Raw genomic sequence first — 26034 nt, 5'->3', positions numbered from 1 at the left:
TGCTATGTTTAATTTTGATGCGACTCTTAATCCGTTTCCTTCTTCTCAGTTTTTTGACTTCGAAGACAACTTCAAAAGAGCTCTGTGGACCGGGAGAGCGCCCACGTGGGAAGACAGAGCGAGCTACAAATTCATCATGGGGCTTCTTCAGCCCGAACAGGAAAGGGCGGGCCTCCTGAACATGCTTACACTCATGAAGCTGGTTAATTCGTTTGTGCCTGACTCCATACTCGGCCGGTCGGTAGCTTACAGAGATCCCTACTTGGGGGTGTGGTAATGCTATACATCGATCCGGTAGGACAATACGCAAAGCTGACATACGGGCTTTTGTCTCCCTTTATAGAGGCGGGTCTGAGGGAACGGCTGATTGAGCGTAAGAACGAGCTTGCTATACAGAGGGCTAAGGAGCTTGCACAGTTTGAGCTTGACCTTAAAAAGCAGCTCGAACAGGAGAGGCTCAACAGGATACAGGAACTGGCGAATCAACTTGTTCAAGGGTTGCCTTCTCCTGCAAACACCTACGTTTTAGGCTCTCCCTCTTTCAGTCTTCCGGAGCCGACTCTCGATATTTCCCCTGTGCCTTCGGTTCGGGAACAGATAGGGGAAGGCCTTTTAGGCGATTACTCTATGCCTTCTATCGATCTTCCGGATAGAGCTGAGTTTGTGAGCACTCTTATGTCTCCGACGGAGTATCAGGGGCTATTGTTCCAGAAGACGCTCCCTCAGATGGCGATGCTTGTGGCTGAAGGGGTGAACGTCTCGCCTTTGATTACTTCCCTCGCCAAGACTCAGGCGGAGATGTATAAGGCAAGGGAGGAAGAGGCTAAGAGACTGCAGGAAGAGCGAAAAAGCCTTGCTAAACTGCAGGTTAAGTTCAATAACTACCGTACCAATCTTAAAAAGGTAGCTAAAAAGTACGGCGCCGGTCTGTCTCCCGATGAGCTCGATGCTTGGGCTCTGAATATGGCGATGGGGGAAGTTAAGCTGAAGGACTTCGTGGATACGTTTAAGAGGAATGTATCTGCGGAGAGGGTCGTGAATCCGAAGACCGGAGATGCGGTGATTGTTTACACAGATAAGAATACAGGGGGTGTTGTCAGGACCATCAGAATACCGACGGATATGGATAAGTTCAAGGCTATGCAGGAAGTGAAGGCAGGGCATGGGAGAGGGGGATCAAAAAGCTATCAGTGGAAAACGATCGAGGTTCCATACACCCCCGAAGAGATAAAGCAATTGCCCAAAGAGAAGCAACTTGCTGCACAGATGGGGTTTATCAAAAAGGAAAAGGTTATATACTTTGATCCGAAGACAAAGAAGGCTTACGATCCCATTACAGGTGCTGAAGTAGATCCGAACACGGGAGAGCCGCTTGTAAAGATTCGCCCCAAGCAACTTGGACAAAGAAGCGTTTTAGATCTTTACCCTGATCTCGGAGGCGTCCCCTAATGCCTACACTTCAGGAAGTTCTTGAGTATGTTGACCCTGTTTTTGCTCAAGCACCAGAAGAAGTAAAAAAGAAGATAATCGACGACCTTCGGGGCAATCCTGAGAAGATCGACAAGGTTCTGAGTTATGTCGATCCCGTATATGCTAAAGCTCCGGAGGAAGTAAAAGCGAGGATCTTAGGGGATATATCAGACGTTTCCTTACCTGAGAAAATAGCCAGAGCCTTAGCCTATGGAGCGGGCGAGTTTGTAGAGGATCTCGGCTCAGCTCTCAAAGCAGGGAGGGAACTTATAGAGAAGCTCCCGTTTATTCCCGAATCCGAGGATAAAGGTTTGGCTGAGACCTTGATACAGTTGGGAGAAAATGCCAAAAGATACTGGATCCCCGATCAGTATAGGTCTGCTTACGATTTTACGGGTTCCTCGATAATCGAAGAGATCCCATCTCTTATAGGGTTTGGCGGTGTTATAGGTAAAGGGGCAAAGATAGGTTCAGCCTTAGCGGGCAGGTTCGGAGCTAAAGGGCTTGCTAAGGCGGTAGCCGAGAATGTCGGGGGCGGTCTTGCCTATTCGGGAACTCAGGCGTTAAGCGGTGATTATGAAAGCGAGGACGTAGCGGTTCAGGCGGCACTTGATACACTTGTTGGAGCTGGGGGACATGCTGTCGGCAAGGCTATCAAGAAATTACTAAGCAGAGGCCAGAGCCCCGAATCCGCTGTAAAAGCCCTTGAGGAAATAGAAACCAAACTGCCGGAAGGAGAGCAAAGGGGGGCGGTTAAAACACTCAGGGAAGAGATAAGCGAGTTGTTAGATGACACAGAAATACTCCGTAAAAGCGAGGTGGAACTTTATAGACCTTTCCCCATGATGGGGAATAAGGCTCAGTTGCTACGCAAAAAGGGATATGCTGAGCTTTTCAAGGAGGGGGTTGAAAGCTCTAACAGAGTCATAGATGCTTTTATGGGAACGGGACTGAACTCTAACATAATAGAGCGGATCACGGATAAAAAAGTCCCCATCATCAAAAACGAGTTTAATCCGTTCAGGTATAGAGTTTATAAGGAGCTTTACGAAAGACCTGAAGAGGTCATAAGAAGAGTTAGACAGCATGTGGAATTCATAGATAGGGAGTATGTCTCTCAGTTAGCAAAAGGGAAGCCTTCTAAACAAATAAAGGAGCAGATAGAATCATATCTTGTCCAAAGCATAGAGAAAGACCCTGCGGTTTATATAGTTGCTCAGCATCTGACACCTGCATCTCGTCCGATAAATAGTCCTAAGGACGTTGCGGTTGATATCCGGAAAGGTGAAACCAAGATAAGGGGCTGGCAGGCTCTGAAGAGCGGGAAAGTTGAAGAAAGGCTCCGGAAAACGGCTGAAGTCCTACGGAAGTATCCTCATGAGATACGTCAGGGCGACGCCTGGGAACTTGTTAAAGAGACAAGGGCGGGAGATTTCGTTATCTTTGACCCCGATTACATAAGGGAAGGTGGGCGTAAAGTAGCGGGCTACGGTGCTACGACCGAGGATAAGGAGCTCTCTTCTTTCCTGAAGAAGTTCGATCAGATTGTCTTGCCAAAGGCGAGAGAAGGAGTTAGATTTCTCATCACAAACACATGGGACGATGGCTTAGCGAAGGCTCTGCGAGAGAGAGGTTTTATAGTTTACAGAGTCCAAAGGAGGTCGGCTAAAAGTGTCAAAGATGAACTTGTCGCGGTTAATTACAGAGCTGGAGAAATTACCACCGTCGGAGCTGGAGGAGGCAAGGAAGTTCGTCCCTCTCATGATTTACCAGATGCAGGACGAGGATTTGGACAGACTGGACAGGGACTTCAAGGGAGTGGAAAGATTATACGTCCTCATGGCGATGCTCCTGTTTCCGAAGGAAAGGTGGAAGGAGCTGGGGATACCCGACTACCTGATGAAATACGAGATAGCGGACGACGAGGACGAGGAGGATTAGAAGAGCCTCCTACACATCTCTACTCCGGCGGGCCCTCCACTCAGCAAATAAAAGAGTTCTTTAAAGTTCCTGAGGATCCTCTCAAGAGTGCGCCCCCTGAGATAGCGGAACAGGGAAGACTCCATCGCTTTGCTTCTGCAAGCAACTGGAAAAGGTGGATACTCCCTCAGTATGAGTGGCTCAAGAAGGATCCCAGAACCGTAAGAGTTTACAGGGCGGCTAAAGCATACACGGAAGGTTTTGAGAAAGACCTCAACAAGTGGATCGGGAGGAGGCTTGAAAAGATCAGGGGCTTTTTAAAGAGACTCCCCGAAGAGGAAAGGCTCAAGATTGCGGACTACATAGAGGGGAAGACGACCGACATATCCGAGGAAGGGAAGAGGATAGCGAAGGTTATAAGGAGATACCTTGATCAGATCTATAAATACGCAAAGGAACAAGGCTTAGATATTCACTACCGTGAAAATTACTTCCCCCACGTCTTTGAGGGCAACATTAGAGTTCAGGTGGGCGACGAGTTTAAATCCGCTAAAACCTGGGATGAGGCGATAGAGATAGCCCGTCAAGGCATGCAGGAAGGTAAGAAGGTAGAGATAAAGGCTATGCTCGATCCGAATATCTACGAGCTGAAGATAACCAATCCGAGGTTCTGGAGGCTTGTCAGGAAGTTAGAGGACGGAGTTGAACTGACGGAAGAGGAAATTAAAGGGCTTGTTAAGGAGGCAGGGATAGGCAGGAGACCGAGATACAGGTTCGTTTCTAACTTATTACAACGTAAATACGATATTGAAGGCTACATCAAAGATCCCGAAACCGCTTTGGGGCTTTACACTTTCAACATCATCAAAAAGATCCATCAGGACAGGTTTTTAAAGGAGTTTGAAAGGGCTTACGAGAAGATAAACGATCCGAGACTGAGGCAGTTTCTTGATGAGTACAGAGGGCAGGTCTTAGGCTATCCCACAAGGGGAGAACAGCTCGTTGCCGACGTTGTAAACAACTTCTTCAAGACGTCGCTCGGTAGGTGGTTTTTAAAGACCCTGCAGAAGTCTCTGGGGACTGAGATAACGCCCTTCGACGTGAGAAAAGGTTTCGGAACGGCGGGCTTCTGGATTAATTACTTCCCTGACCTCGGGCTGAGAGCAAGTTCCGCTCTTGTGAACGCTACACAGACACTAACTCACACTTTCCCGACCTTAGGATTCAAGCAAAGCGCCTTAAGAGGGGCGACCAGATATATCAAAGGACTCGTAACTAACGATCCGAAGATAAAGCAGGAGCTCTTTGATGCGGGGATACTGACGGAGTTAGGTTTTGAGGGAATGAAGTTCAAGCCTGAGGCGGGCAAAGACCTGCCGAGGACTGTCGGGAATATCGGTATGGCTCCCTTCTCCGGTGTGGAGCTCATGAACAGAGTCGCCACCTACGGAGCGGCTAAGACATACGGGCTGAAAGAGGGCGTTAAGGGAATGCTCAGGACTCTTGACCTTCTGGGCGTCCCTAAGCACGATCCCCTCTGGAAGCTGATAGAGGATCCGAAGACTCCTTTAGAGAAGAAGGCGATAGAGTTTGCCAAGGAGGTGGTGGATAAGACTCAGTTCCGTTATGAGAAGTTTGCAAGCCCCAAGATCCTGAGCGGATCTATAGCTAAGTTCATAGCCCCTTACAAGACGTTCCTGATAAATCACCTGACCTTCTCGGCTCGTATGCTCACAAAGACTAAGACCCATCCCCGTGAGGCTATCCTCTTCTTTGCGATCCCCATCCTCTTGGCTGGGAAAGATGGTAATCCCGCTCTGTCTTACACTTGGGATGTCTTGAATGTTCTCTACAGTCAGGTGGCAGACAGAGACCTTGAGGAGGACATAAGAGCTAAGCTTGGAAAGCTCGGCGATGTTCTCTTGGGAGGACTGCCGAGACAGGCGGGAGCGGACATCAGAGGGGCTGTAAAGCTCGATTTTCCCAATCCCTTCGATGAGGGCTTTTACGGAAGACCGATAAGGCTCGCAAAGGACATCTACGATATAGCGGAAGGGGCTAAGGGATGGGATGAGATCAAGAAGGAGCTGACACCGAGGTTCTGGAAGGACTGGATGGATGCGTATAAGATACTCAAGACCGGTCTGATCAAAGACAGCAAGGGAAGGATCATCGGGGAAGGCGGCAAGAAGGATGCGGTTCTCCGTGCTCTGGGAATAAGACCTCCCGAATACTATGACTTCATAGACAAGAAGGAGCTCATCTACAAGCTCGACAAGAGGTCTAAGATCAAATACGATCCTCTGATAAACGAGTTTGTGGATGCACTTATAAGTGGTGATAAAGAGAAGGTGTCGGAGAGTGCCGAGAAGATAAGGGACGAACTCCTGACACTGAGCGAGAAGATAAGGAGCACTTCGGGAGGGAGGCAGAAGGCTTATCTTTACCTCTACCTCAAGCTCATGGGTGCTCTGGAACCTTCCGCCATTAAGAGAAGAATCAAGAGCAGGCTCATTCCCTTCAGCACAGATAAGAAGAAGCTAATGCTTACCAATTAACGCTTCTGCAAGTATGCCTTTCTAATCCTTGAGAGAGAACGCATAGAGCTCGCTAATTTTGCGGTTGACAAATCTTTAAGGAGGTGTATAGCCATGGTGCAGGTTATCTTAGCCTTTATCCCCTGGGAGAAGGTCATCCCCTGGCTGATTGCACAGCTGACAGACCTCTCTAAGGACTTTGTGGACAGGATAGTTCCTAAGGCGGTCGAGCTTGTCCTTGAAGCTGAAGAGAAGCTCGGCGGTAAGCCGGGAGCGGAGAAGGCGAAGTACGTAGATGAAAAACTCAGAGAAATCCTCTCAAACGTGTCCGACTTCGTCATCAACCTGATCAGAGAACTTGCGGTAGCCTACGCCAAAAGAAAGGGACTGATCAAGTGAGGTGACCAATATGCTCAGGTGGCTCAGAAGACTCCTCAGCCTCGCCTCAGCCTACAGATCCGCAGAGGAAAGGTACGGCAAGAAGTGGTACAGATCAAAGACCCTCTGGGTGAACGCCGTAGCCCTCTTAGCACTCTTCATGAACGAAAAACTCGGAATACCCCTCTCCCAAGAAGATCAGCTCGCCATCCTTGCCGTGATCAACATAGTCCTCAGGCTTGTAACTAAAGAGCCGGTCAGATGGTAGAGAGGATTAAGGAGATCCTCCGTAAATACAGGGAGTCTAAGGTCAGGATAGAGCTCGGATCTGAAACGGGAATAGAAGAGGAGTTAAGCAGGCCGAGCTGGAAGTTAGAGGAGAGGAAGAGGGGTAAATCTTTCAGGCTTTTTGGTGTGAGGCTTGTCTTTCGTTTTTAGGGGGCGTAGTGGTATCGGGGCGGTTTGCGTGACCGCCTGACGAGAGGTTCGACTCCTCTCCGCCTCCATCACAAACACTGGGGAGGGAGGGGTATGAGATCCCTCGTTCTACTTCTGTGGTGTAGTCTGTCCTTTTGCTTTGCTCTGCCGAAGGAGTATCTGATAGGGCAAGGGTTTTACACGTTCTGGCACGTTCTGGATTGGTCTCAAAGCCACTACATCTCGAAATCCTATCCGAAACATACCGAGAAGAACCCCATCTTGGGTCGTCATCCCTCGGCAAGTAAGGTCAATGCCTATTTCGCCTCAACTCTTGTGCTGCACTGGGGATTGGGTTATGTGCTTTACAGAACAAACAGAAACCTCTGGAGGGCGTACATAGGCATCACTTCTGCCGTAGAGGTTTACACGGTGTTTCGTAACAGGTCGCTCGGCGTAGGCTTCGGCTGGGGATTTTAGTATGGGAAGGGAGATAAGCTACATCTGCGACGCTTGCGGTAGAGATTGCACACACCACTACTTTATTGTTTCGTTAACGAGGAAAATCGGAGACGAAACACACAGGGGACAAGTAAAAGGAGACGATCCTATCCTTTGCCCCGATTGTGTTGTTCCTGTTCAGTCTTTTCTCTCCCGCTTAGAAGGTATGGAATGGGAGCTTGACGATGAAGACGACGGCTTTTGATTATGCTCTCGTGTTTACGCTAAAGTGGGAAGGGGGATACACGGACGATCCCGACGATCCGGGAGGGAGAACTAAATACGGGATAACCGAAAGCACCTTTGAGTATGCGAAGAGAAGGGGGATAGTGTTTAAAGATAGCGTTAGGGAGATAGACAGGGAGGACGCCGAGGTAATATACAGGCGTCTCTTCTGGGAACCTCTCAGGTGCGACGATATGCCTCTGTGGGTAGCGACCCTCGTTTTTGATACGGGGGTCAACCAAGGACTTTACTGGGCTGGTGTGCACTTGCAGGGGGCTCTGAATGACCTGTATCTTCACGACAGGAGAGCTCCCTACTTCAAGCTCAAAGAGGACGGGATCATAGGAGAAAAGACGCTCTCAGCGGTGAGAGATCTGAGATTCAGAACTTTTTTAGAGACAAAGAGGCTCTTTATAAGACTTTACTGTGTCAACAGGGACATCAGATACACGGAGATAGTTTTGAACAATCCGAGGACTAAGAAGTTCTTGAGGGGTTGGTTCTTGAGGACGTCAGATCTTCAGGACTATGCGAATAGTTTGATGGAGGAGTAGGGATGGCTAAGAAAACTAAGGAGAGGTGGATTCAAGGAGCCATCAAGAAACCGGGGAGCTTCACCGCGTACTGTAAGAGGAAGGGACATAAGGGAGTTACGGAAGAGTGTATTAGGGAAGCTATGAAGTCCAAGAATCCTAAGACCAGAGCAAGGGCGAGACTTGCAAAAACTCTAAGAAAGATGGCTAAGAAGAGGAAGTAACCATGAACGGCGAGAAGCTTCTTGAGCACAGTGAAAGGCTCGCTAAGGTGGAGGCTAACTTAGATTCGCTCCAGCGGTCGGTGGAAGAGATAAAAGCTCAGAACCAACGAATTGAGGAAAAGCTTGACCAACACCTTGAACGCATAGCTTCCCTGAAAGGGAAAATAACAGGAATAGCGGTGCTCGTTACCACGATTGTATCCGGGATTGTCTCCGGAGTTGTTACTCTGCTCTTCAAAAAAGCGGGCAATTAGTTATGAAGTGGGTCCTGCCTCTGCTTGTGATCTTCTTTGTGTTCAGGCACGGCGAAAGCTGGACATACAAAGTTATAAACAAAGCTGAGGGTCGCCTTGTTATCATGGTTCAGTTAACTGATGTAAACTTTTTGTGGATAGAACTTAACAAAAAAGGTTTAAAACTGCGGGAGCTTGTGAAGAGTTAGACGGCCGTCCTGACCTTAAGGATGTTCGCAGCAAGGTCGTATAACGTCCCCAAACTTTTAAATTCAGGAAGCTAAATTCAGATAGTTAAAGGTCTTGCTCAAAATATCCTCCCTCGTTTTTGCTATATCTATGCCATCTACGGGATGGGTTCTGTAGCCGACTATATACTTACCAAGTATAAGGGCGTAGGCTATCTCCGATAGAGTTCCCCAATGCCCGCCTATGGCAATCACCATTTCCCCCGAAGCAACGACTATGGGATTTCTGTTCCAGCTCATCCCTGTGTTTATCTTTATGTCCACGTAGGGGTTAGCCTCGTGTCCGTCGTAGGAAGGCATTATGCCGATCGTGAGGCCACCTTCTTCCTTGGCTCCTTTGCAGACCGCTTCCATAACCCCGGTTCTTCCTCCGCAGACGATCGCTATACCTCTCTTGGCGAGTTCCTTTCCCACAAAGTAAGCGGCCTCGTACTCCTCTTCGGAAGAGTTGGAAGAACCTATGACCGATACTATTCTCATGACAGGACTTCAGAGAGTTTTATCCTAACTCCCTCTAAGAGCTCAAACTCCTCGTCAAAGTCGTATATCTTTGCCTCTCTCTTTCCCTTTTCAAATAACGTTGCCTTCCTAACTTGCGGATCTATAACGAGGACCCTATCTACACCTGCGCTCAGGTAATCGAGAACCTTCTCCTCCATCTCCGAGTAAGTGTTGCTTGGAGAGACTATTTCTATCACAAGTTCGGGAGGTACTTCGAGAATTCCTTTCGGTCTTTCAGGTGAACGCTCCTTGCTTATATATACCACGTCCGCCGAGCGTATCCTAAGAGGATCTTTTGATATTAAAATCCCCACCTCTCCGACCGCAACGTAGCCTTTGTTTTTCAAAAATTTCTTTAGCAAAAGGTAAAGCTCTCCTTCATACTCTCCGTGTTCAAACCCCGTTGGAGCCAACTCTACAACCTCCCCGTCTATAACCTCGTAGTTTCCCTGTGGTAGTCTCTTTATATCCTCGTAGGTGAGTTTATCCTTTAGCTTCATAACACTGATTATACGCCGGAGACGTTACTCCACAACCTTTATGTGAACGTCCTTGAGCTGTTTTGGAGTTACGTAATCGGGAGCTGAGGTGAGCATGCATATGCCCTTCTGAGTTTTGGGGAAGGCGATCACGTCTCTGATGGAATCGAGACCCCTCATGAGAGCCACGAGCCTGTCGAGACCGAAAGCGAAGCCCCCGTGGGGAGGTGCACCGAACTTGAGAGCCTCTAAAAGAAAGCCGAACTTCTCGTGAGCCTCCACCTCGCCTATGTCGAGGAGTTTGAAGATAATCTCTTGAAGGTCCGTCCTGTGGATACGTATTGAACCTCCCCCTATCTCCTCTCCGTTAAGAACGAGATCGTAAGCCCTCGCTCTCACAGAGTGGACTATCCTCTTCCTCTCCTCGAGATCGTCAGTCTTGAGAGCCTCCCTGAGTTTTTCTACGTCTTCTTCCCTCGGTGAGGTGAAAGGGTGATGCAGGGACACGAACCTTCCCTCCTCCTCGTCCCACTCCATAAGGGGAAAGTCCACAACCCAGAGGACATCCCATTTGCCTTCATCCACGAGTCCGTACTTCTGTGCAAGATGGAGCCTGAGGTTTCCGAGTATCTTGTAGACCATCTCCTTCCTATCTGCAGAGAAGAAGATGACGTCTCCCTCCTGCGCCTTAACTCTCTTGAGAAGTTCCTCCGTCTCCTTCTCGGAAAAGAACTTCACTATTGGAGAGGTGAGCTTTCCGGATTCCACTTTGATCCACGCGAGACCCTTGGCTCCGAGGCTTTGGACGAACTTTGTGAGGTCGTCTATCTCCTTCCTTGATAAGTTCCCTCCCTTGAAGTTTATAGCCTTTATGATCCCTCCGTTCTCCAGTACGCTTTTGAATACTTTAAACTCCGTCTCTCTGAATATGTCCGAGAGTTCTATGAGTTCTAATCCGAACCTCCTGTCGGGTTTGTCCGTTCCAAACCTCTCCATAACCTCTTCGTAGGAGAGCCTCTCGAAGGGTCTCTTTAACTCCACGCCGAGAAGTTCCTTAAAAAGAAGGCAGATCAGCTCCTCGGCTACTTCCATAACCTCCTCTTCTCTGACGAAGGACATCTCGTAATCTATCTGGGTGAACTCGGGCTGTCTGTCCGCCCTCAGATCCTCGTCCCTAAAGCACTTTACGACTTGAAAGTAGCGGTCGAAGCCTGAGATCATAAGAATCTGCTTGAATAGCTGGGGAGACTGGGGCAGGGCGTAGAACTTGCCGGGATGAAGTCTCGAGGGAACTATGAAGTCCCTCGCTCCCTCGGGAGTGGACTTGGTGAGGAAGGGAGTTTCTATCTCTATAAAACCCTTCTCGTCGAAGAACCTCCTCGTTAGCTGATAGAGTCTGTGCCTGAATATGAGGTTCTCCTTCATAGAGAACCTTCGCAGATCTATGTACCTGTACTTGAGCTTGAGCTCCTCAGAGACGTGTGTCTCCTCCTCTACCGGGAAGGGAGGGACCTCTGAGGTGTTGAAGACCTTTATATTGCTCGCAAGAACCTCAACGTATCCTGTCTTTAGCTTGGGATTCTCCGTTCCTTCGGGTCTCTTCCTGACTTTACCTTTAACCCCTATAACCCACTCGGGCTTTATCCTGTCCGCCTTTTCGTAGGCTTCAGGAGTTGTTTTCTCCTCGACAACTACCTGAACTATCCCTTCCCTGTCCCTGAGATCTATGAAGATCACCCCTCCGTGGTTTCTTATCCTGTGAACCCAGCCGCAGAGGCTGAGTTCCTTGTCTACGTCCTCTAAGGAAACCTCTCCGCAGTACTTATCCCTTTTAAAGTCAGAAAAACTCTCTATCATAGGGGAATATTATAGGTGTTTATTGAGTGAAGGAGGGGCGGGATGCCCCTCTCGGATAATTACTTATGCTTGAGCATAAAGTCGGCAAGAGCTTCAAGCTGATCGTCAGGGAGGTTCTTGATCATGGTGAGCTGAGCCTTCATTATAGCTTCCTTCTTAGGATCCACTATGGCAGGAGCCTGCCCCTTGAGGAACTTGATGAGTTGATCCTTCTTACCTGCATAAGCCTGGGCTATCTTTTTGAGAGAGGGTCCTACCGTGTCAACGTTGGGCTGGTGGCAGGAAGCGCACCCCTTGGACTTGAATATAGCTGCCCCATCGGCGGCAAAAGCCATCCCGCCTGCCAAGACCATCATGGCGAGTACTTTCCTCATATCTCTACCTCCTGTTTAAGAAAATTCCGATATTATGATACCACAGTTAGATGTAGTCCCACACGTCCACGTCGCTCCCGCTCGGCTTCCTTATTTTTCCGGAGGCGACGGCGAAGATAATCCTGGCAACCTTCTCAGGATGGACACCCCTATATCCAGTCATCCTCGTTGCGGTCATGCCCGGGTTCACTGCGTATATCCTTATACCCCTCTCTTCCTCCGCGAGAGCCTGAGTAAAGCCCCTCACGCCGAACTTGGTTGCGCAGTAAGTTGTAAGCTCCGGAAATCCTGTCTTTCCCGCCCCGCTACCTATGTTTATTATCATCTCCCTGACGTAGGGAAGAGCCACCTTCGTCATCTTTATAAGTCCCTCAAGGTTTACCCTTACTTGCGCCTCTATCTCCTCGAAGCTTTGCTCTCTCAAGGATTTCCAAGCGGCAACCCCTGCGTTGTTTACAAGTATGTCTATCTTTCCAAACCGCGAAGCGGTCTCTTCGACACAGGCGACTATACTCTCGTTGTCCATCAGGTTCAGGTAAAGTAAGACCGACTCCCCCGCTCCGAGCCTGAGGCACTCCTCGAGGGTCCTCTCCCCCTCATCCCTGTCTTTGTAGTAGGTAATAACTAAGTTCGCTCCTGCCTTTGCAAACTCGTAGGCTGTGTATCTACCTATACCTACGCTCGATCCCGTTATGAGAACCACCTTATCCTTCACTTACCTTCCTCTATGGGGTTGCACCTGTTTACGTCGCCGAAGCACTTGGGGCATACGTCGAAGAAGACAAGGAGTCCAAGACCTCCGAGCATCATATTTACCTGAGTTATTACGAGGTTCTCCTGTCTGTCGGGGAGTATCTGATACTGCTCGAGTTCGAGGCCGCAGGCGGTTTTGTTTTCTGCATCACCGAGCTTGTGAAACTGGAAGACGAGCCTCTTGGTTCTCCTGCACTTCATCCACTTGGGTCTAAGGTCTAATATTACGAAATTTATTTGAACGTTGGGGTCTGTCAGCTTCGCCTTCTCCATCAACTTCTTCATCTTCTCCGGGTTTGTCATCTTTGCACCTCCGTTTGTAGTATTATATGGGCTTTAAGGAGAGGCAAAGATGATACCTATTAAGGATATTAACCCCTCAAGGACCTTTCCCATAGTGAACGTAGCGATAATCGTTATATGCTCCCTCGTGTGGCTCTACGAGTGGAGTTTATCGAGCAAGATCATAATCACCATAGAGGGAAAGATCAGCGCTATGGAGGTCTTCATAAGACAGTACGGCCTCATACCCGCTTTAGTTCTCGAGAGACCTTACACGCTCCTCACTCACATGTTCATGCACGGCGGATGGTTTCACATAATCGGGAACATGTGGTTCCTATGGGTATTCGGGGACAACGTAGAGGACAAGCTCGGCAAATTCAGATACATATTATTCTATCTGACAGCCGGCCTTGCCGCTGCCCTCGTTCAGACCGTAATAAGCCTACTCTTCGGAGGGGGAAACGTTTCCATGGTTGGGGCGAGCGGTGCGGTGAGCGGCATTCTCGGTGCCTATCTCAGGATGTTTCCCCACGCAAGGATATTAGCCCTCGTTCCTATCTTTTTCTTCATGACCTTCATGGAACTGCCCGCCGTGGTCTTTATAGGTCTCTGGTTCTTCATCCAGCTGGTGAACGGCATAATATCTCTACCTCTCGTAGGTCTCGGTGGAGTAGCCTGGTGGGCTCATATAGGGGGCTTCTTAGCAGGTTACTTTTTGATTGATAAGTTCTTCCCGAGGCGTAGATATTATTATTAATGAAGTATGAATACGTTACGGAAAAGCCCGATCTCGGAAGGGCTTTCTCCCACTTAGAGAAGGAGGACTTCCTTTTCTTAGATACGGAAACAACCTCTAAGAAGATAAGGCTCTTTCAGGTAGGGAACGACGAGGAGATATTCGTTATAGACCTCTTCGAACTGCCCGAGGCTGTAGAGGTGCTCAGAGACTTAATCTCAAAGAAAGGTATAGTGGGACACAATCTGAAGTTCGATCTCAAGTTCCTGCTTCCCCTCGGGATACAGCCCTACGCCACCTTCGATACCATGGTGGGCAGCTTCCTCCTCGGTTTTGAGAGGCACTCCCTGAGCCACGTCGCCGAAGTTCTCCTCGGATACACCCTCGACAAGTCTCTCCAGTTATCTGATTGGTCGAGATCGACCCTTACGAAGCAACAGATAGAGTACGCCGCTACCGACGTTCTCGTCGTGAGGGAACTCTTTTACAGGATGAGGGATAAGCTCAACTCCATACCTCAGATAGACAGGGGCGAGGAACTCCTGAAGTCGAGAACAGCGAGGATCTTCGGGCTTACGAACCCCGCCACCATCGTGGAGATGGCTTTCGTTCAGGAGGTGGCGAAGCTCGAGCTGGCTGGTCTTCCCGTGGACGAGGAGGAGATAGAAAGGCTCTCTAAGGAGTACGAGAGAAAGCTCCAGAAGCTGATAATGGACTTCTACATAAAGAACCGGATAGATCCTATGTCTCCGAAGCAGATCGGAACCTTCCTCAAGTCCAGGATAGGGCTCGACCTTCCAGAGACCGAGAAGGGGAACATATCCACCGACGACAAGACCCTTGCGGAGTTTTCCCACGTGAAGGAGGTGAGGGACATCTTAGAGATAAGGAGGGTTAAGAAGGCTTTAGACAAGCTCAAAGAGCTGAAAAGCTTTATAAGAAACGGAAGGGTCTATCCCGAGTTCAAGCAGATAGGTGCGGTTACGGGCAGGATGTCAAGCTCTAACCCCAACGTCCAGAACATACCGAGGGATATGAGGAGCCTCTTCAAGGCTGAGGAGGGAAAGGTCTTCGTGATAGCGGACTTCTCCCAGATAGAGCTCAGGATCGCTGCAGAGTACGTTCAGGATGAGAGTATGCTTAGAGCTTTTAAGGAGGGAAGGGATCTCCACAGGTACACAGCGAGCCTCGTCTTAGAGAAGCCGGAGGAGGAGATAAGCAAAGAGGAGAGGCAGTTAGCGAAGGCAATGAACTTCGGACTAATATACGGAATATCGGCGAGGGGGCTCTCTGAGTACGCGAGGAGCAGTTACGGGGTAGAGCTCGAGGTGGAGGCTGCCGACGTCTTCAGAAAGAAGTTCTTCCGTTACTTCCCCTCCTTCGCCCAGTGGCATAAGAAGGTTAAGGAAGAACTGAAGGAGAAAAAAGAGGTGGAAGGACTAACGCTCTTAGGAAGACCTTACAGGGCAACGACCTTCACCGACGCAGTGAACTATCCGATACAGGGCACCGGTGCCGACCTTCTTAAGCTCGCCGTCCTTATGTTCGATGTAGAGCTGAGGAAGAAAGGGCTTAAGGCTGAGCTTGTGAACCTCGTCCACGATGAGATAGTGGTGGAGTGTTCAAAAGAGATAGCAGAGGGGGTGAGGGAGTGCCTCGAGGAGGCGATGGTTAAGGCTGGACACATAGTCCTTAAGCATGTTCCTGTTGAAGTGGAGAGTGTAATAGACACCCGTTGGGTGAAAGGGTGAACCTTCCCCCTTACACCTAAAGTTTTGCAGATCTTGACAGGAAGCCACTCAAGTTAATAAAAAAGAACCTCCCCGAGGAAGTCCCCGAGGAGGTGAAGCTATGTTAAACGAAACCAAGTACCACGCCCTACTTAATATTTTCTCACAATCCCCCTACACTCTGTCATCCTCTCCTACTTATTCTGCCTCTGCCCTCTCAAGATTCCTTAGCTCTACCAACTTCAATCCTATGCCTCTGATCCGAGATCTCATTTCTTCACTCCTGTGTAAGCTTAACCCTTCAGATACCACCGCTTTCCTCATAGCAGATACCACTCTCTTGAGAAAAACAGGCTCAAAGATAGAAGGTATCAGAAAGCTCTACGATCCTTCCCTCAAAAGATCTGTTCTTGCTCACAAAGCCCTGGTTATCAGCCTCTCGGTTCAAAACTTCAGAATCCCTATTTACTTGGAGCTTCTGATTGACAAAAGCCCATAGATGCTCTGATATCTGTTCTCGGAGATCTCATTCCTCCACTGAAAAAGCTTTTCCCCAATCTCCTCTTTCTTTGCGATGCAGGGCTTACCTGCAACAGGCTTATTGACTTCCTTCTCTCTCAAGAGATAAACTTTGTTTGCGCCATAAGCCAGAGGAGAGTAGATGAAGAGACAGGACACAAATTAAGGGATCTGTGGTTTCCCAAGCCTGAAAGGATAAAGCTCAGAGGTATAGACAAGTGCCTTTACGCCTATAGGATAGGGGAAGGAACAGATAAGGAGAAGGTGGTAATAAGCAACAAATGGTTGAGTGCAAAGAGGTTTGAGAGCTACTACAGAGAAAGGTGGGATATAGAGCATGAGATAAGGACTATGAAGGGAATGGGACTTGAGGACTATATGGTAAGGAGGCTCAGGGCTATAAAGCTCTGGATACTGGCTGTATGGCATGTGAGGCTTATAAGGCTCAAGGCAAGGCTAAGTGGTATAGACTTCAAGAGGTTTCTTCTTTCTCTTGTTATGCCTGACATTTACTTGCGGATTCTGGATCTGCTTGAGTTTTTTGAGTTACCGATACGACGAAGTTTGAGGTTTTCTTCTTTCCCTGATGATAGACTGGTCTTGCTCCTGTTCAAAGACTTTATGGGAGATCGCTCATGTTTCGCAAAAGTTTAGTTACACGAAGAGCTTCCGGTAGGGACTAAATCCCACCTGGAAGACCCAGATAGGATTCCTGCTTCATCGAGGGATGGCTAACACTTTTCTTATTTGCCTTTCTAACTCACACTGCTACAACCTTTAATTTGGATATACCTGATTTATTTCTATCAAGTTGCCCGAAGGTTCATCCAGTGTGTAGTTCGTTTCGCTCTCTGTAAGATTTAAGTTCGTTCGGCTCATAATACTGTTCCAGCTATTATCCCTATAAAGATTTATATTCCCGTTGAAGTCTTCAACGAGATTACCATCAAAAGGATCTATGCTTCCGTTCAGATCGTATATGTAATCAAGCCCCTTATCAAACCTTACCAGAAGGAAATCGGTTAAGCCTGAACCACTCGTCGTAGTACTCCCCCCAGCCAAATACTCATAGGCATAGTTCTTATTCCCTATGGGCGTTACGCGTGAAAGTGAGTCAACTCCAGAGCCTCTTATCCATTTGCCGTCTTCAAAAACACCATCTTTTGTCAGTTTTATTATGAATCCATCGGTATTACTTTTCCCGCCCCACCATCCGACCAGTATATAATCTCCATCACCTGTTTCAACTGCAGAAACAATTCTACTGTAGTTAAGGTTTATCCTTTTCTTCCAGAGAACGTTTCCCTGAGCGTCTATCTTTGCTACAAAACCGTAACCAGACCATCCATCGGAACCTTCTACCCGACCAGTTATCAGGTACCCGTCTGTTACCTTTGTTATGCTATATACAGCATCTTCACCTGGATTATCAACGAGCAAAACCCAATCTACATTCAGATCCTTATCTAATTTAATAACCACCCCTCCGCTTATGCCAGAGTTAGCTCCATGACTGTTTATGTAGCCAACCACGAAGACCCTGTCGCCGTTAACGAGAACTCTATAACCCCCATCATAATAGGATGTTCCGAGTGCCACCTGTTTAACTATTGAGCCGTCGTTGATGCCAAGCTTAACAATACCGATGTCTGCAGCTCCTAGGGGTCCTCCTTCCGAGTACAAGGTTGCATACACATATTCGCCGTCATCTGAAGCACCGTTTACGCCGTTGTAACCGGGTGCTGCGAGCTTCACCTGCCAGTCTACCTGAAGGTTTTCAATATCATCGTTGAACTTGACCACCCAACCGTCGCCCACACCGGGCCATATGAAATCTGTAGGTCCAAAGCCCAAATAACTGCCGTCTGTCAGTTTCCTTATATAAAGTTGATCTCTCAAAGATCCTCCGAGAGTGTACACTTTATACAGAGTTCCGTCAGGATTAAAGGCGGCAATTATAGCGTCTCCATTCTGCCCTGCAGAGTAAGTAAGTCCGCTGACCACGATTTTCTTTTTATCTTCATCAAATAAGGTAGACATGAACACATCTTCACCTGTACCTCCCAAAGTTGCAGAAAGCCACGGGAATTCTCGGCAGACATCCCCATTCTCACAATCTTGAGCGTCCCTTCCATCTTTTTCTGAAGGATTTACATAGGAATCTTTATATGTAAAGAATTTAACATGATGTATCTTTTTATTGCCTGCCACTTCACCGCTGAAAAGCAGGAACTTGTAGGCGGTAGTATTCAGGTCTCCCCAGAGGGAGACATCAGGAACTATTTTTAATTTATCCTGAAAATCTATTTTCCTACATTCTCCTATATATATTTCCTCAATGTCTTCACAACCAGCAAATTCTTTCAGGTCCATGTCAAAGTTACCCCCTATAGGATCAAGCTGAGGGATGTCAATGGCATAGAACCCTCTTCGTGGATACATTGCATGACTTCCCAGAGCAACAAACACAACCGGCCTGCCGTTTTCCTTTATAACATCCTCCCATGGGACAAGAACCCCTCCTACTCCATTCTCCCCATTTCTGAATCCATCTTCGTTCCATTTCAAGATTGAGTTTTTATCCGGTAGCAGGAAAGCGAATTTCTGATCATCGTTGTGGTGAGCAAAGAAAACATACTTAGGTAATTGTGTTGATTTGTCAAGTATGACAGTTACGCGTTCTAAATCTCCATAATGAGAAATTACATAACGAGAAATTAAATAATTCTTAATTCCACCGGGCGTTTTAGGATCGTAGGTGAAGTAAAACCAGTACTGAAGGTAAATATAGTTATCATCTTCTGTATAAGTTGCATAGGCCTTGACAAGATTATTATCAACATTAACGAGTCCATCGTCTATGCAACTCATCCTGTTGTGATCACAGAAAAAATTTAGAGTCGAAACTTGAGCATTAGAATAGATCATATACTTTGCTGAGCGAGGGAAATTCCCTAAAGATCCTAAGTTAGCAGGATTAATATAAGTTTTAATATCAATTAAGGCTTCTTCACATCCTATTATACATTCAAGACATCTTGGATCAAGAATAAGATTTTGATTACATAATATGTATTCTTTCGTGCACGTGAATATGCACGTTTTTACAATAGCATCTTCATTAAACTTTAATTCTAAATCTGTATTGGGTAATTCTACTATTTTTTCAAATGTTGTGGGCAAGAATATTTCATAAAAATAGTTTCCGTAAAGATCTTTTGCTATTTCATTTGTATCATTAAAAGCTCCAAATTCCAATATGGGTGCGTAACTTCTTAACAAAGCTTCATTGTTTGATTGCTTTTTCTTTATAGGCAGGTCAAACACAAAGTAGTCATCAATATATGGCCAGGATTCTAAGGCTATTTTGAAAGATAGATGGAATATCTTTCCTGTTTTGCCGTTGAGTTGAAAACTTGGAGAAAACTGCCACCAACTGGCAGAAGTGGGGATAATGGAATCAACAACTTTATCATTCTCAATGAGTTCAACCTTTTGGGCAGTCGTGAATTTATTTTCTAAGTATATGTCAATAGGATTATTTTCTGTAAAATTTTGATTCCCAGGTATACACAACCCGGGAGTTATTTCTCCTGAACAGGGACCGCTACTTGCTGGACTTGTCTCTAAGATAGGTTTTCCTCTAAAGATCGTTATATAGTATTTACCCGATTCAGTAGCCGGAAGGTATAACTTGTTATTTACAGTATCTATAGCTACCTGAACTATCTTCATGCTGTTCTCACCGAGCCTTTCTACAAAGACAGTTATATACTTTCTCTGAGATTCCGAGATATTTGGTGGAAGGTCAAATACGATTATAGGAACATTTTCCTGGTCTTCTTGCTGAGTCTGAAGTTGTATGCCACTAACTTTTAGACTTTGACCAGAGACCATTGCCGGAGCTTGAATATATAAACCATATGGAGCGAGTTTTACTATATCAGCTGTGTCGAGATAAGGAATTCTTACCAGTGTAGCAGAGCCTCCTTTCTGGACAAGATCTGATACATCGGCGGTAACGTTATTGCCCAGATTGAACTTAGTCTGAGGTGGTGATGGGGTAGGTGTAGGTGGAGATGGAGAAGGAGTGGGTGGAGGTGGTTCTCGAGGAGGCGGATTAGACGGTGATGGTAATAAAGCTTCCTGTGTACTCGAACTCCCGCCACATGAAACAATGAGAGCCAAAATTGGGAACAAGAAAATTAAAGCCTTGACCGATCTCCCAGATAGGAACGCATACATGTCCCCTACCTCCTTATCAACCTTCCCTAATTAACATAAGTATTATAACTATTGTTTTGCGACCCTTGACAAAAAGCCACTCAAGTTAATAAAAAAGAACCTCCCCGAGGAAGTCCCCGAGGAGGTGAAGCTATGTTAAACGAAACCAAGTACCACGCCCTACTTAATATTTTCTCACAATCCCCCTACACTCTGTCATCCTCTCCTACTTATTCTGCCTCTGCCCTCTCAAGATTCCTTAGCTCTACCAACTTCAATCCTATGCCTCTGATCCGAGATCTCATTTCTTCACTCCTGTGTAAGCTTAACCCTTCAGATACCACCGCTTTCCTCATAGCAGATACCACTCTCTTGAGAAAAACAGGCTCAAAGATAGAAGGTATCAGAAAGCTCTACGATCCTTCCCTCAAAAGATCTGTTCTTGCTCACAAAGCCCTGGTTATCAGCCTCTCGGTTCAAAACTTCAGTTATAATAGAGAAAACTCCCTCCCTTATGAAAGGAAACTTGGGGTGTAGATTTAGTTAAAATATAAGCATGTTCGAAAAAGCTAAGGGAATCGTAAAGAAGGTAACCCTCGAGATGGTCTATGAAGTAGTTGATGAGAGAACTAAAGAGATAAAGAAAGATATAGAAAGTTTAAGGCAGGAAATCCGTCTTGTGAACGAAAAGATAGACCAAAAATACGAGGAGGTTAGGAAGGAAAATAAGGAAGAGACAGATCGCTTAAGACAAGAGTTGTATTCTTTGAACATGAGGATAGACTCTATGAACCAGAGAATTGATACGGTCATACAGCTTTTATTAGATCTTTTGAGAGGTAAGAGAGATGGAACAGAACGTTGAACTCTGGGCGTGGATAGTTTGGTTCCTGAAGGTTTTGATCCTTGCCTTCCTCGTAGGTATCCCCTTCCTCGTGGCGGTCGTTCTGATATCCCAGGCGGTTTACAACAAGTTCGGTAAAAAAGTTGAGGAGAAGTACAGACAGAAGGGCTTTACCCTAATAGAGGTTCTCGTTGTCCTGATAATCCTCGGTCTCATAGCCGCCATAATAGTCCCGAGGATAACAGGAAGGGTAGACGAGGCGAAGATAGAGACGACCAAGATCCAGTTAAAGGCTATCAAGGACGCTTTAGAACAGTACAAGTTAGATAACGGGATGTATCCCACCACCGAGCAGGGACTGAAAGCCCTCGTGGAGAGGCCCACTTCTCCCCCCGAGCCTCCGAGATGGAGAAAGTACCTCGACAAGGTTCCAAAGGACGGATGGGGCAGGGACTTCATTTACATATCTCCGGGAGTGAACCATCCCTACGAGCTCAGATCCAAAGGTCCAGACGGTGAGGAGGGAACGGAGGACGACATAGATGTATGGGACCTCTAAGGGGTTTACTCTCCTCGAGGTCGTCATAGCTCTGACAGTGATAGCCGTTGGCTTCACTACGTTGATAGAGTTCATTTCGGTTGCAAGGGAAAGGCTCGCCAGAGCGGAGGAGACCTTTACTAACTTCCTGTACCTCGACGGAAAGGTAAAGAGGAGAAACTACGAGGGCTTGGATGTGAAGGAGGTGAAACTTCCGGACTTTCCGAGAATTGTGGAAACGACTTACGCCTATAGGGATGTGTTCTTTGTCCGATATAAAGTTAGATAATGCTGAGATTCGCAATATGCCCGCACGATACATACAAGGGTATTGAGCGGTGGAGGAATTTTGCCCGGCAACTCGAAAAGCTAACGGGAGTTGAAATCGAGCTTATAACCTTCAGTTCATTCCGTGAGGAAAGGGATAGGCTGAGAGAAGAAGACTTCGACATCTACTACGCGAGTCCAGATGTAACCTTTGAACTCTACAGGAGAGGCTACTTACCCGTAGCAAAGATAAAGGGTCAGAAGGATACGCTCCTACTGGTTGGAAGAGAGCCTTTAAAACAGGAGAGGCACAAGATAGCTCTTGTAGATCTTAGAGCGGTAAAGTACGGGCTTCTATCAATAGAAGACATAGATATAGACAGAGCAGAGTTGACCTATACGGAGAGCCACGAGGAGACGCTACAGCTTGTGGATGGAGGGTTCGCTGACTACGGAATAGTTTACGAAGAGAACTTTTTAAACTGGAAAGGTAGGAAGCTCAACGTCATAGACAAGATTTTTCTCAGAACGTCCCACATATTCATGATCAGGAAAGGTGTAGCTGAAAAGGTGAAGGGGAGCCTCCTGAAACTACCGGGCATAGTTCCAGCAGAGGAGGAAGATCTGAGAAGGATAGTTGAGATCGAGGAGCGTTTTGAGAAACTCCTACACAGATGGCAGGAACATGACATATCCAAGGCTGTTCTAAACGCTCCAGCAGTTGGAATCCTTATATATCAGGAAGGTATCGTTTATGTGAACAATTACCTCTGTGAGCTATTAGGTTACGAAAGGGATGAGCTTTTAGGTAAACCCGCCGAGATAGTTGTCATAGAAGAGGAAAGGGAGAAGGTAAGGGAAATTATAAAACGGAGGCTCTCAGGTGAGAAGTTTACCTTTACTTACAAAGAACTACAGCTCAGAAGAAAGGACGGCTCAAAGCTATGGACCTCGGTGTTCTCCAACACTATCCTTTATCAGGGAAGATATTCGGGTTTTGTGGTCATCGTGGATGAAACCAGAAGGAAAAGACTTGAAAGGTTATACAGACTCATCAGGGAGGTTAACCAAGCAATAACCAAATCGACACTGGAAGAGGAACTCTTTGAAAGCATATGTACAGCTCTTATCGACAAGATGGGGCTGAGGTTTGTCTGGATCGGAAAGGTTTACGAGAACAGTCTGGTAAGACCCGTATTCAAGTGCGGCTATGAAGATGGATATCTCGATAAGATCGAAATACCGGTAAACGCTAAGACTTCGAAGAAAAAGGGACCTACGGAAGTAGCCCTTAAAGAGAGAAGGATAGTCATAAACCCGGATACCAGAAACAGTCCTGTGGTAGAGCCCTGGAGGGAGGATATGCTCAGGCGGGGCTACCTCTCTTCCTGCGTAATCCCTCTTCAGCTGGGAAATGAAACCGCTTACGTGCTTAATCTCTATGCTCCGGAACCCTTCTTCTTCAACGAAGAAAGCAGAGATGCGCTGGAAATACTTAAAGAGGACCTTGAGTTCGGTCTTAAAAGGCTGAGAGAGTTCAGGAAGAGTTTAATAATTTCAAAAGCACTCAACCTGACTCACGACTGGGTTCTCATCACCGATAGAGACGGCAACATACTCTACGTAAACGATGCAGTGTGTAGAATAAGCGGGTACGACAGGGAGGAGCTCATAGGTAAAACTCCAAAGGTTTTCAAGTCGGGTTTGCATCCAGAAGATTTCTACAAGAAGCTATGGGATACCATACTATCCGGCAAAAGCTTTCACGCCATTTTTGTAAATAGAAGAAGGGACGGAGAAATATTCCATCTGGAACAGACTATAGTTCCCGTCGATCTACCGGGTGGCAAGGTTAGGTTCGTCGCCGTGGGAAGGGACATAACCGGCGAGTTGGAAATGTCAGAGGAAATCGAGAGGCTCAAGTTTTACGACGCCCTAACAGAACTGCCTAACTTTAACAACTTCTCCCTCAAGGTGTCCGAGATCCTTAGGGAGAGAAGTAATAAGGTGGGAGCTCTCATAATTCTCGATCTCTACAATATGTCCCTTATAAATAGCAACTACGGCTTTCAGGTCGGAGACATGATACTGAAGGAGGTCGCGCGGAAACTGTCAAGAACTTTTAGAGATCACGACTTGATAGCCAAGGTGGGCGGGGATGAGTTTGCCCTTTTCATATATCCGATGAGAAAGAAGGAGGATGCCCTCATAGTGGCGGAAAAATTAAAGGAGCTGTTTGCGGAACACATAAACGTAGGAGGAAATGAGTTTATCTTAACAATCAACGCGGGGATCAGCGTCTTTCCCCAGGACGGAAGGACCTTCCACGAGCTTTACGAAAAAGCCTCCCTGGCACTACGTATGGCTAAATCAGAAGGTGAGGGCGAGATCAGGTTCTATGACAAGAAGATGGAAAGAAAAGCTGAAGTATTCCTTAGGACTGAAAATCTCTTGGAAAAAGCCATAAGGGAAAGGCTCTTCGTGTACGAATTCCAGCCCTACTTCAGATTAGAGGATATGAAGATTGCCGGGCTGGAGGCTCTCTTAAGAATAAGAGATAAGGAGGGAACCCTTCATTACCCCTCCGAGTTCATAGACTATCTGGAAAACAGCAGGTTTCTAAAGGAGTTTGAGGACAGGTCTTTGGATGAGGTGGAGAGGCTACTTAAAAAGCTTAGTGTTCCCCTTTCCCTGAATATATCGGCAAAGAGCTTTAGAAACGAAAGGTTTATGGAAAAGCTCACAGATCTCGCAAAGAGATTCCCCAGCAGGCTGACTGTGGAGATAACAGAGAGAATATTGGTCGAAGACGTAGGGAGGACGGGGCGCATACTCGGTAAATTGAGAAAGTTCGCGAAAGTTGCCGTAGATGACTTCGGGACGGGATACTCTTCCCTCGCGTATTTGAAAGACCTCCCCATAGACATGGTAAAGATAGATATGAGCTTCATAAAGGGTATGGTAAAGAGTGAAAAAGACAGGGCCTTAGTAGAGGTCATTATCGAGTTTGCAGGCAAAATAGGGGTGGAAAGCCTCGCTGAAGGTGTGGAGACAGGGAAACAGCTGAAGATGCTCAAGGACATGGGCTGTACCTACGCACAGGGCTTTTATCTCGCCAGACCTATGCCAGAGGAGAAGGTGGAGGAGTTCTTGAGAGATGAGGAGTAAAGCCTTCACCCTTATAGAGATCCTTGTCGTCCTTACGCTCCTGGGTCTAACCTTCTCTGCACTTCTGTTGGTCTTTTCGAGGGGGCTCGACTCGAGTCTAAGGATAACGGAAAACTCGGAGAAGTTGAAACTTAAAGCTACGCTCTTCTGGGATCTTCAGAGAAAGATAGTAGGGGCTAAGAGGATAAGGGTTGAGAATAACAACCTGTACATGATAACGAGTGGAGGCTCTATCTACCGTGGTGTCGTCAAGTGTGCTTACATTTTCAGAGACGGAAAGCTCTATTATTACGAGTTCCCCTATCCTTACGGATCTATTGACGAGGTAGAGGAAGATAAGCTCCAAAGTGTTGGGGAGCTCGCGAGTTTCGAGATTCACGTAAGGGATGGGAACAGGATCTTAAACTCTTACGACGGCATACCCGACGAAATAATTGTAAAGATTGGAAGGGAGGAGTTCGTATTCAGCGGGAAACTCTGATAAAGCCCGTTTCCTTCAGAACCTCGTAAACCTTATGGATGGGAAGGCCCATAACGGTGTAAAAGTTCCCCTCTATCCTCTCAACTATGGTGGCTCCGAAACCCTGAACACCGTAAGCCCCCGCCTTGTCCATAGGCTCGCCGGTGGAGATATAAAACTCCATTTCTTTCCTTGACAGCTCTCTGAACTTCACCCTCGCAACGTCGTGAACCGTTCTTCTAAAACCTTTCGATACAAAGGAAACGGCGGTCACCACCCGGTGCCACCTCCCGGAGAGGAAGGAGAGGATCCTGAAGGCTTCCTCCTCGTCCTTCGGCTTTCCTATTATTTCCTTTCCAACAAAAACTAAGGTGTCCGCTCCTATCACGAGGGCGTCCTTATTCCCTTTCCAAACATCCAGAGCCTTCTCGTTAGACAACCTTCTTGCCGTGGTTATGGGATCTCCGTGAGAGTGCTCCTCTATCCCAGAAGGGACCACCTCGAACTCTATTCCCAAGAGGGAGAGTATCTGCCTTCTCCTTGGTGAGGCGGAGGCGAGCACCAACCTTTCCATGGCTTGAACCCGAGGTTCGAGGCGTCTAAATTATACACT

Annotated in this window: 29 protein-coding genes and 1 tRNA gene; 22 read left to right on the top strand and 8 right to left on the bottom strand. The window is 47.2% G+C overall.

Annotated features, from left to right (window positions below):
- Nucleotides 1-4 precede the first annotated feature (4 nt).
- The 12 genes from ACZ483_RS00375 (at nucleotide 5) to ACZ483_RS00320 (ending at nucleotide 8459) form a co-directional block, all read left to right on the top strand.
- Entirely contained in the window at nucleotides 5-277 is a 273-nt protein-coding gene (locus tag ACZ483_RS00375; protein ID WP_464324194.1) for a hypothetical protein, read from the top strand.
- Complete coding sequence (locus tag ACZ483_RS00370; protein ID WP_464324193.1) at nucleotides 277-1449, top strand: hypothetical protein; 1173 nt, start codon at nucleotides 277-279, stop codon at nucleotides 1447-1449. The genes ACZ483_RS00375 and ACZ483_RS00370 overlap by 1 nt, the downstream gene beginning before the upstream one ends.
- Nucleotides 1449-5948: a DNA adenine methylase gene (locus ACZ483_RS00365; RefSeq protein WP_464324192.1), complete on the top strand. Its 4500-nt coding sequence runs from the start codon at nucleotides 1449-1451 to the stop codon at nucleotides 5946-5948. Before ACZ483_RS00370 ends, ACZ483_RS00365 begins: the two co-directional genes overlap by 1 nt.
- A 93-nt stretch (nucleotides 5949-6041) precedes the next feature.
- Nucleotides 6042-6326 (top strand): hypothetical protein, encoded by a 285-nt coding sequence (locus tag ACZ483_RS00360; protein WP_464324191.1) that lies wholly within the window; start codon nucleotides 6042-6044, stop codon nucleotides 6324-6326.
- Nucleotides 6327-6336: 10 nt separating this feature from the next.
- Nucleotides 6337-6573, top strand: a complete 237-nt coding sequence (locus tag ACZ483_RS00355; protein ID WP_464324190.1) for a hypothetical protein — start codon at nucleotides 6337-6339, stop codon at nucleotides 6571-6573.
- Nucleotides 6567-6743 (top strand): hypothetical protein, encoded by a 177-nt coding sequence (locus ACZ483_RS00350; protein ID WP_464324189.1) that lies wholly within the window; start codon nucleotides 6567-6569, stop codon nucleotides 6741-6743. Before ACZ483_RS00355 ends, ACZ483_RS00350 begins: the two co-directional genes overlap by 7 nt.
- Nucleotides 6743-6811 (top strand) — tRNA-Ser (locus ACZ483_RS00345). Before ACZ483_RS00350 ends, ACZ483_RS00345 begins: the two co-directional genes overlap by 1 nt.
- A 25-nt stretch (nucleotides 6812-6836) precedes the next feature.
- Nucleotides 6837-7202 (top strand): hypothetical protein, encoded by a 366-nt coding sequence (locus ACZ483_RS00340; protein WP_464324188.1) that lies wholly within the window; start codon nucleotides 6837-6839, stop codon nucleotides 7200-7202.
- A 1-nt stretch (nucleotide 7203) separates the two neighbouring features.
- On the top strand, nucleotides 7204-7428 hold the full coding sequence (locus tag ACZ483_RS00335) for a hypothetical protein (protein WP_464324187.1): 225 nt from the start codon (nucleotides 7204-7206) through the stop codon (nucleotides 7426-7428).
- Nucleotides 7409-8002, top strand: coding sequence for a glycoside hydrolase family 108 protein (locus ACZ483_RS00330; RefSeq protein WP_464324186.1), 594 nt, complete (start codon nucleotides 7409-7411; stop codon nucleotides 8000-8002). The genes ACZ483_RS00335 and ACZ483_RS00330 overlap by 20 nt, the downstream gene beginning before the upstream one ends.
- A 2-nt stretch (nucleotides 8003-8004) precedes the next feature.
- Complete coding sequence (locus tag ACZ483_RS00325; protein ID WP_464324185.1) at nucleotides 8005-8205, top strand: hypothetical protein; 201 nt, start codon at nucleotides 8005-8007, stop codon at nucleotides 8203-8205.
- Nucleotides 8206-8207: 2 nt separating this feature from the next.
- A complete protein-coding gene (locus ACZ483_RS00320; protein ID WP_464324184.1) occupies nucleotides 8208-8459 on the top strand; it encodes a hypothetical protein in 252 nt (83 codons plus the stop codon).
- 251 nt (nucleotides 8460-8710) lie between these two features.
- Here ACZ483_RS00320 and ACZ483_RS00315 read toward each other — a convergent pair whose 3' ends face one another.
- From ACZ483_RS00315 to ACZ483_RS00290, 6 genes are read right to left on the bottom strand one after another with little or no spacing between them, the layout of a single operon-like run.
- Nucleotides 8711-9166 (bottom strand): TIGR00725 family protein, encoded by a 456-nt coding sequence (locus ACZ483_RS00315; RefSeq protein ID WP_464324183.1) that lies wholly within the window; start codon nucleotides 9164-9166, stop codon nucleotides 8711-8713.
- On the bottom strand, nucleotides 9163-9687 hold the full coding sequence (locus ACZ483_RS00310) for a Uma2 family endonuclease (RefSeq protein WP_464324182.1): 525 nt from the start codon (nucleotides 9685-9687) through the stop codon (nucleotides 9163-9165). The genes ACZ483_RS00315 and ACZ483_RS00310 overlap by 4 nt, the downstream gene beginning before the upstream one ends.
- Before the next feature lie 24 nt (nucleotides 9688-9711).
- Nucleotides 9712-11523, bottom strand: coding sequence for an aspartate--tRNA ligase (gene aspS, locus ACZ483_RS00305; protein WP_464324181.1), 1812 nt, complete (start codon nucleotides 11521-11523; stop codon nucleotides 9712-9714).
- A 59-nt stretch (nucleotides 11524-11582) separates the two neighbouring features.
- Nucleotides 11583-11897 carry a c-type cytochrome gene (locus tag ACZ483_RS00300; RefSeq protein ID WP_464324180.1) on the bottom strand — a complete coding sequence of 105 codons (315 nt, stop codon included), beginning with the start codon at nucleotides 11895-11897 and terminating at the stop codon, nucleotides 11583-11585.
- A gap of 46 nt (nucleotides 11898-11943) precedes the next feature.
- Entirely contained in the window at nucleotides 11944-12612 is a 669-nt protein-coding gene (locus ACZ483_RS00295; RefSeq protein WP_464324179.1) for an SDR family NAD(P)-dependent oxidoreductase, read from the bottom strand.
- The gene (locus tag ACZ483_RS00290) at nucleotides 12609-12953 is read right to left on the bottom strand and encodes a hypothetical protein (RefSeq protein WP_464324178.1); all 345 of its coding nucleotides are present in this window, start codon (nucleotides 12951-12953) and stop codon (nucleotides 12609-12611) included. The genes ACZ483_RS00295 and ACZ483_RS00290 overlap by 4 nt, the downstream gene beginning before the upstream one ends.
- A gap of 49 nt (nucleotides 12954-13002) precedes the next feature.
- Between ACZ483_RS00290 and ACZ483_RS00285 the strand changes: the two genes are divergently transcribed.
- The 4 genes from ACZ483_RS00285 to ACZ483_RS00270 all read left to right on the top strand — a co-directional run bounded on the left by ACZ483_RS00285 (nucleotide 13003) and on the right by ACZ483_RS00270 (nucleotide 16574).
- Nucleotides 13003-13692 carry a rhomboid family intramembrane serine protease gene (locus ACZ483_RS00285; RefSeq protein ID WP_464324177.1) on the top strand — a complete coding sequence of 230 codons (690 nt, stop codon included), beginning with the start codon at nucleotides 13003-13005 and terminating at the stop codon, nucleotides 13690-13692.
- Nucleotides 13692-15422, top strand: coding sequence for a bifunctional 3'-5' exonuclease/DNA polymerase (locus tag ACZ483_RS00280; RefSeq protein ID WP_464324176.1), 1731 nt, complete (start codon nucleotides 13692-13694; stop codon nucleotides 15420-15422). The genes ACZ483_RS00285 and ACZ483_RS00280 overlap by 1 nt, the downstream gene beginning before the upstream one ends.
- A gap of 100 nt (nucleotides 15423-15522) precedes the next feature.
- A complete protein-coding gene (locus tag ACZ483_RS00275; RefSeq protein WP_464324175.1) occupies nucleotides 15523-15900 on the top strand; it encodes a transposase in 378 nt (125 codons plus the stop codon).
- A complete protein-coding gene (locus ACZ483_RS00270) occupies nucleotides 15897-16574 on the top strand; it encodes a transposase (RefSeq protein ID WP_464325152.1) in 678 nt (225 codons plus the stop codon). The genes ACZ483_RS00275 and ACZ483_RS00270 overlap by 4 nt, the downstream gene beginning before the upstream one ends.
- A 123-nt stretch (nucleotides 16575-16697) precedes the next feature.
- On the opposite strand, the gene ACZ483_RS00265 is transcribed toward ACZ483_RS00270, so the two are convergent.
- Nucleotides 16698-20165, bottom strand: coding sequence for a hypothetical protein (locus ACZ483_RS00265; RefSeq protein WP_464324174.1), 3468 nt, complete (start codon nucleotides 20163-20165; stop codon nucleotides 16698-16700).
- Nucleotides 20166-20297: 132 nt separating this feature from the next.
- Here ACZ483_RS00265 and ACZ483_RS00260 point away from each other — a divergent pair, with 132 nt between their 5' ends.
- The 6 genes from ACZ483_RS00260 to ACZ483_RS00235 all read left to right on the top strand — a co-directional run bounded on the left by ACZ483_RS00260 (nucleotide 20298) and on the right by ACZ483_RS00235 (nucleotide 25442).
- Nucleotides 20298-20681 (top strand): hypothetical protein, encoded by a 384-nt coding sequence (locus tag ACZ483_RS00260; protein WP_464324173.1) that lies wholly within the window; start codon nucleotides 20298-20300, stop codon nucleotides 20679-20681.
- Between the two features lie 19 nt (nucleotides 20682-20700).
- Nucleotides 20701-21009 carry a hypothetical protein gene (locus ACZ483_RS00255; RefSeq protein WP_464324172.1) on the top strand — a complete coding sequence of 103 codons (309 nt, stop codon included), beginning with the start codon at nucleotides 20701-20703 and terminating at the stop codon, nucleotides 21007-21009.
- 85 nt (nucleotides 21010-21094) lie between these two features.
- Nucleotides 21095-21547 (top strand): type II secretion system major pseudopilin GspG, encoded by a 453-nt coding sequence (gspG, locus tag ACZ483_RS00250; protein ID WP_464325151.1) that lies wholly within the window; start codon nucleotides 21095-21097, stop codon nucleotides 21545-21547.
- A complete protein-coding gene (locus ACZ483_RS00245; protein ID WP_464324171.1) occupies nucleotides 21531-21815 on the top strand; it encodes a type II secretion system protein in 285 nt (94 codons plus the stop codon). The genes gspG and ACZ483_RS00245 overlap by 17 nt, the downstream gene beginning before the upstream one ends.
- A complete protein-coding gene (locus ACZ483_RS00240) occupies nucleotides 21815-24961 on the top strand; it encodes an EAL domain-containing protein (protein ID WP_464324170.1) in 3147 nt (1048 codons plus the stop codon). The genes ACZ483_RS00245 and ACZ483_RS00240 overlap by 1 nt, the downstream gene beginning before the upstream one ends.
- Nucleotides 24951-25442 (top strand): prepilin-type N-terminal cleavage/methylation domain-containing protein, encoded by a 492-nt coding sequence (locus tag ACZ483_RS00235; protein ID WP_464324169.1) that lies wholly within the window; start codon nucleotides 24951-24953, stop codon nucleotides 25440-25442. The genes ACZ483_RS00240 and ACZ483_RS00235 overlap by 11 nt, the downstream gene beginning before the upstream one ends.
- Here the strand turns inward: ACZ483_RS00235 and ACZ483_RS00230 are convergent.
- On the bottom strand, nucleotides 25426-25995 hold the full coding sequence (locus ACZ483_RS00230) for a Maf family protein (RefSeq protein WP_464324168.1): 570 nt from the start codon (nucleotides 25993-25995) through the stop codon (nucleotides 25426-25428). The two genes, ACZ483_RS00235 and ACZ483_RS00230, sit on opposite strands and share 17 nt — an antisense overlap.
- Nucleotides 25996-26034 lie beyond the last annotated feature (39 nt).

It is taken from the genome of Hydrogenivirga okinawensis (assembly GCF_055385515.1).
Note: the sequence above shows the minus strand (reverse complement) of the source record. Positions and strands in the feature narration are given on the sequence as shown.

What these genes read in the sequence shown, in the direction of transcription:
- ACZ483_RS00375 (WP_464324194.1), top strand. Translation starts at nt 5, where the DNA reads ATGTTTAATTTTGATGCGACTCTTAATCCGTTTCCTTCTTCTCAGTTT.
- ACZ483_RS00230 (WP_464324168.1), bottom strand. Translation starts at nt 25,995, where the DNA reads ATGGAAAGGTTGGTGCTCGCCTCCGCCTCACCAAGGAGAAGGCAGATA.
- ACZ483_RS00315 (WP_464324183.1), bottom strand. Translation starts at nt 9,166, where the DNA reads ATGAGAATAGTATCGGTCATAGGTTCTTCCAACTCTTCCGAAGAGGAG.
- ACZ483_RS00235 (WP_464324169.1), top strand. Translation starts at nt 24,951, where the DNA reads ATGAGGAGTAAAGCCTTCACCCTTATAGAGATCCTTGTCGTCCTTACG.
- ACZ483_RS00285 (WP_464324177.1), top strand. Translation starts at nt 13,003, where the DNA reads ATGATACCTATTAAGGATATTAACCCCTCAAGGACCTTTCCCATAGTG.
- ACZ483_RS00340 (WP_464324188.1), top strand. Translation starts at nt 6,837, where the DNA reads ATGAGATCCCTCGTTCTACTTCTGTGGTGTAGTCTGTCCTTTTGCTTT.
- ACZ483_RS00265 (WP_464324174.1), bottom strand. Translation starts at nt 20,165, where the DNA reads ATGTATGCGTTCCTATCTGGGAGATCGGTCAAGGCTTTAATTTTCTTG.
- ACZ483_RS00300 (WP_464324180.1), bottom strand. Translation starts at nt 11,897, where the DNA reads ATGAGGAAAGTACTCGCCATGATGGTCTTGGCAGGCGGGATGGCTTTT.
- aspS (WP_464324181.1), bottom strand. Translation starts at nt 11,523, where the DNA reads ATGATAGAGAGTTTTTCTGACTTTAAAAGGGATAAGTACTGCGGAGAG.
- ACZ483_RS00275 (WP_464324175.1), top strand. Translation starts at nt 15,523, where the DNA reads ATGTTAAACGAAACCAAGTACCACGCCCTACTTAATATTTTCTCACAA.
- ACZ483_RS00320 (WP_464324184.1), top strand. Translation starts at nt 8,208, where the DNA reads ATGAACGGCGAGAAGCTTCTTGAGCACAGTGAAAGGCTCGCTAAGGTG.
- ACZ483_RS00335 (WP_464324187.1), top strand. Translation starts at nt 7,204, where the DNA reads ATGGGAAGGGAGATAAGCTACATCTGCGACGCTTGCGGTAGAGATTGC.
- ACZ483_RS00360 (WP_464324191.1), top strand. Translation starts at nt 6,042, where the DNA reads ATGGTGCAGGTTATCTTAGCCTTTATCCCCTGGGAGAAGGTCATCCCC.
- ACZ483_RS00325 (WP_464324185.1), top strand. Translation starts at nt 8,005, where the DNA reads ATGGCTAAGAAAACTAAGGAGAGGTGGATTCAAGGAGCCATCAAGAAA.
- ACZ483_RS00255 (WP_464324172.1), top strand. Translation starts at nt 20,701, where the DNA reads ATGTTCGAAAAAGCTAAGGGAATCGTAAAGAAGGTAACCCTCGAGATG.
- ACZ483_RS00330 (WP_464324186.1), top strand. Translation starts at nt 7,409, where the DNA reads ATGAAGACGACGGCTTTTGATTATGCTCTCGTGTTTACGCTAAAGTGG.
- ACZ483_RS00280 (WP_464324176.1), top strand. Translation starts at nt 13,692, where the DNA reads ATGAAGTATGAATACGTTACGGAAAAGCCCGATCTCGGAAGGGCTTTC.
- ACZ483_RS00355 (WP_464324190.1), top strand. Translation starts at nt 6,337, where the DNA reads ATGCTCAGGTGGCTCAGAAGACTCCTCAGCCTCGCCTCAGCCTACAGA.
- ACZ483_RS00240 (WP_464324170.1), top strand. Translation starts at nt 21,815, where the DNA reads ATGCTGAGATTCGCAATATGCCCGCACGATACATACAAGGGTATTGAG.
- ACZ483_RS00370 (WP_464324193.1), top strand. Translation starts at nt 277, where the DNA reads ATGCTATACATCGATCCGGTAGGACAATACGCAAAGCTGACATACGGG.
- ACZ483_RS00245 (WP_464324171.1), top strand. Translation starts at nt 21,531, where the DNA reads ATGTATGGGACCTCTAAGGGGTTTACTCTCCTCGAGGTCGTCATAGCT.
- ACZ483_RS00350 (WP_464324189.1), top strand. Translation starts at nt 6,567, where the DNA reads ATGGTAGAGAGGATTAAGGAGATCCTCCGTAAATACAGGGAGTCTAAG.
- ACZ483_RS00260 (WP_464324173.1), top strand. Translation starts at nt 20,298, where the DNA reads ATGTTAAACGAAACCAAGTACCACGCCCTACTTAATATTTTCTCACAA.
- ACZ483_RS00290 (WP_464324178.1), bottom strand. Translation starts at nt 12,953, where the DNA reads ATGACAAACCCGGAGAAGATGAAGAAGTTGATGGAGAAGGCGAAGCTG.
- ACZ483_RS00310 (WP_464324182.1), bottom strand. Translation starts at nt 9,687, where the DNA reads ATGAAGCTAAAGGATAAACTCACCTACGAGGATATAAAGAGACTACCA.
- ACZ483_RS00365 (WP_464324192.1), top strand. Translation starts at nt 1,449, where the DNA reads ATGCCTACACTTCAGGAAGTTCTTGAGTATGTTGACCCTGTTTTTGCT.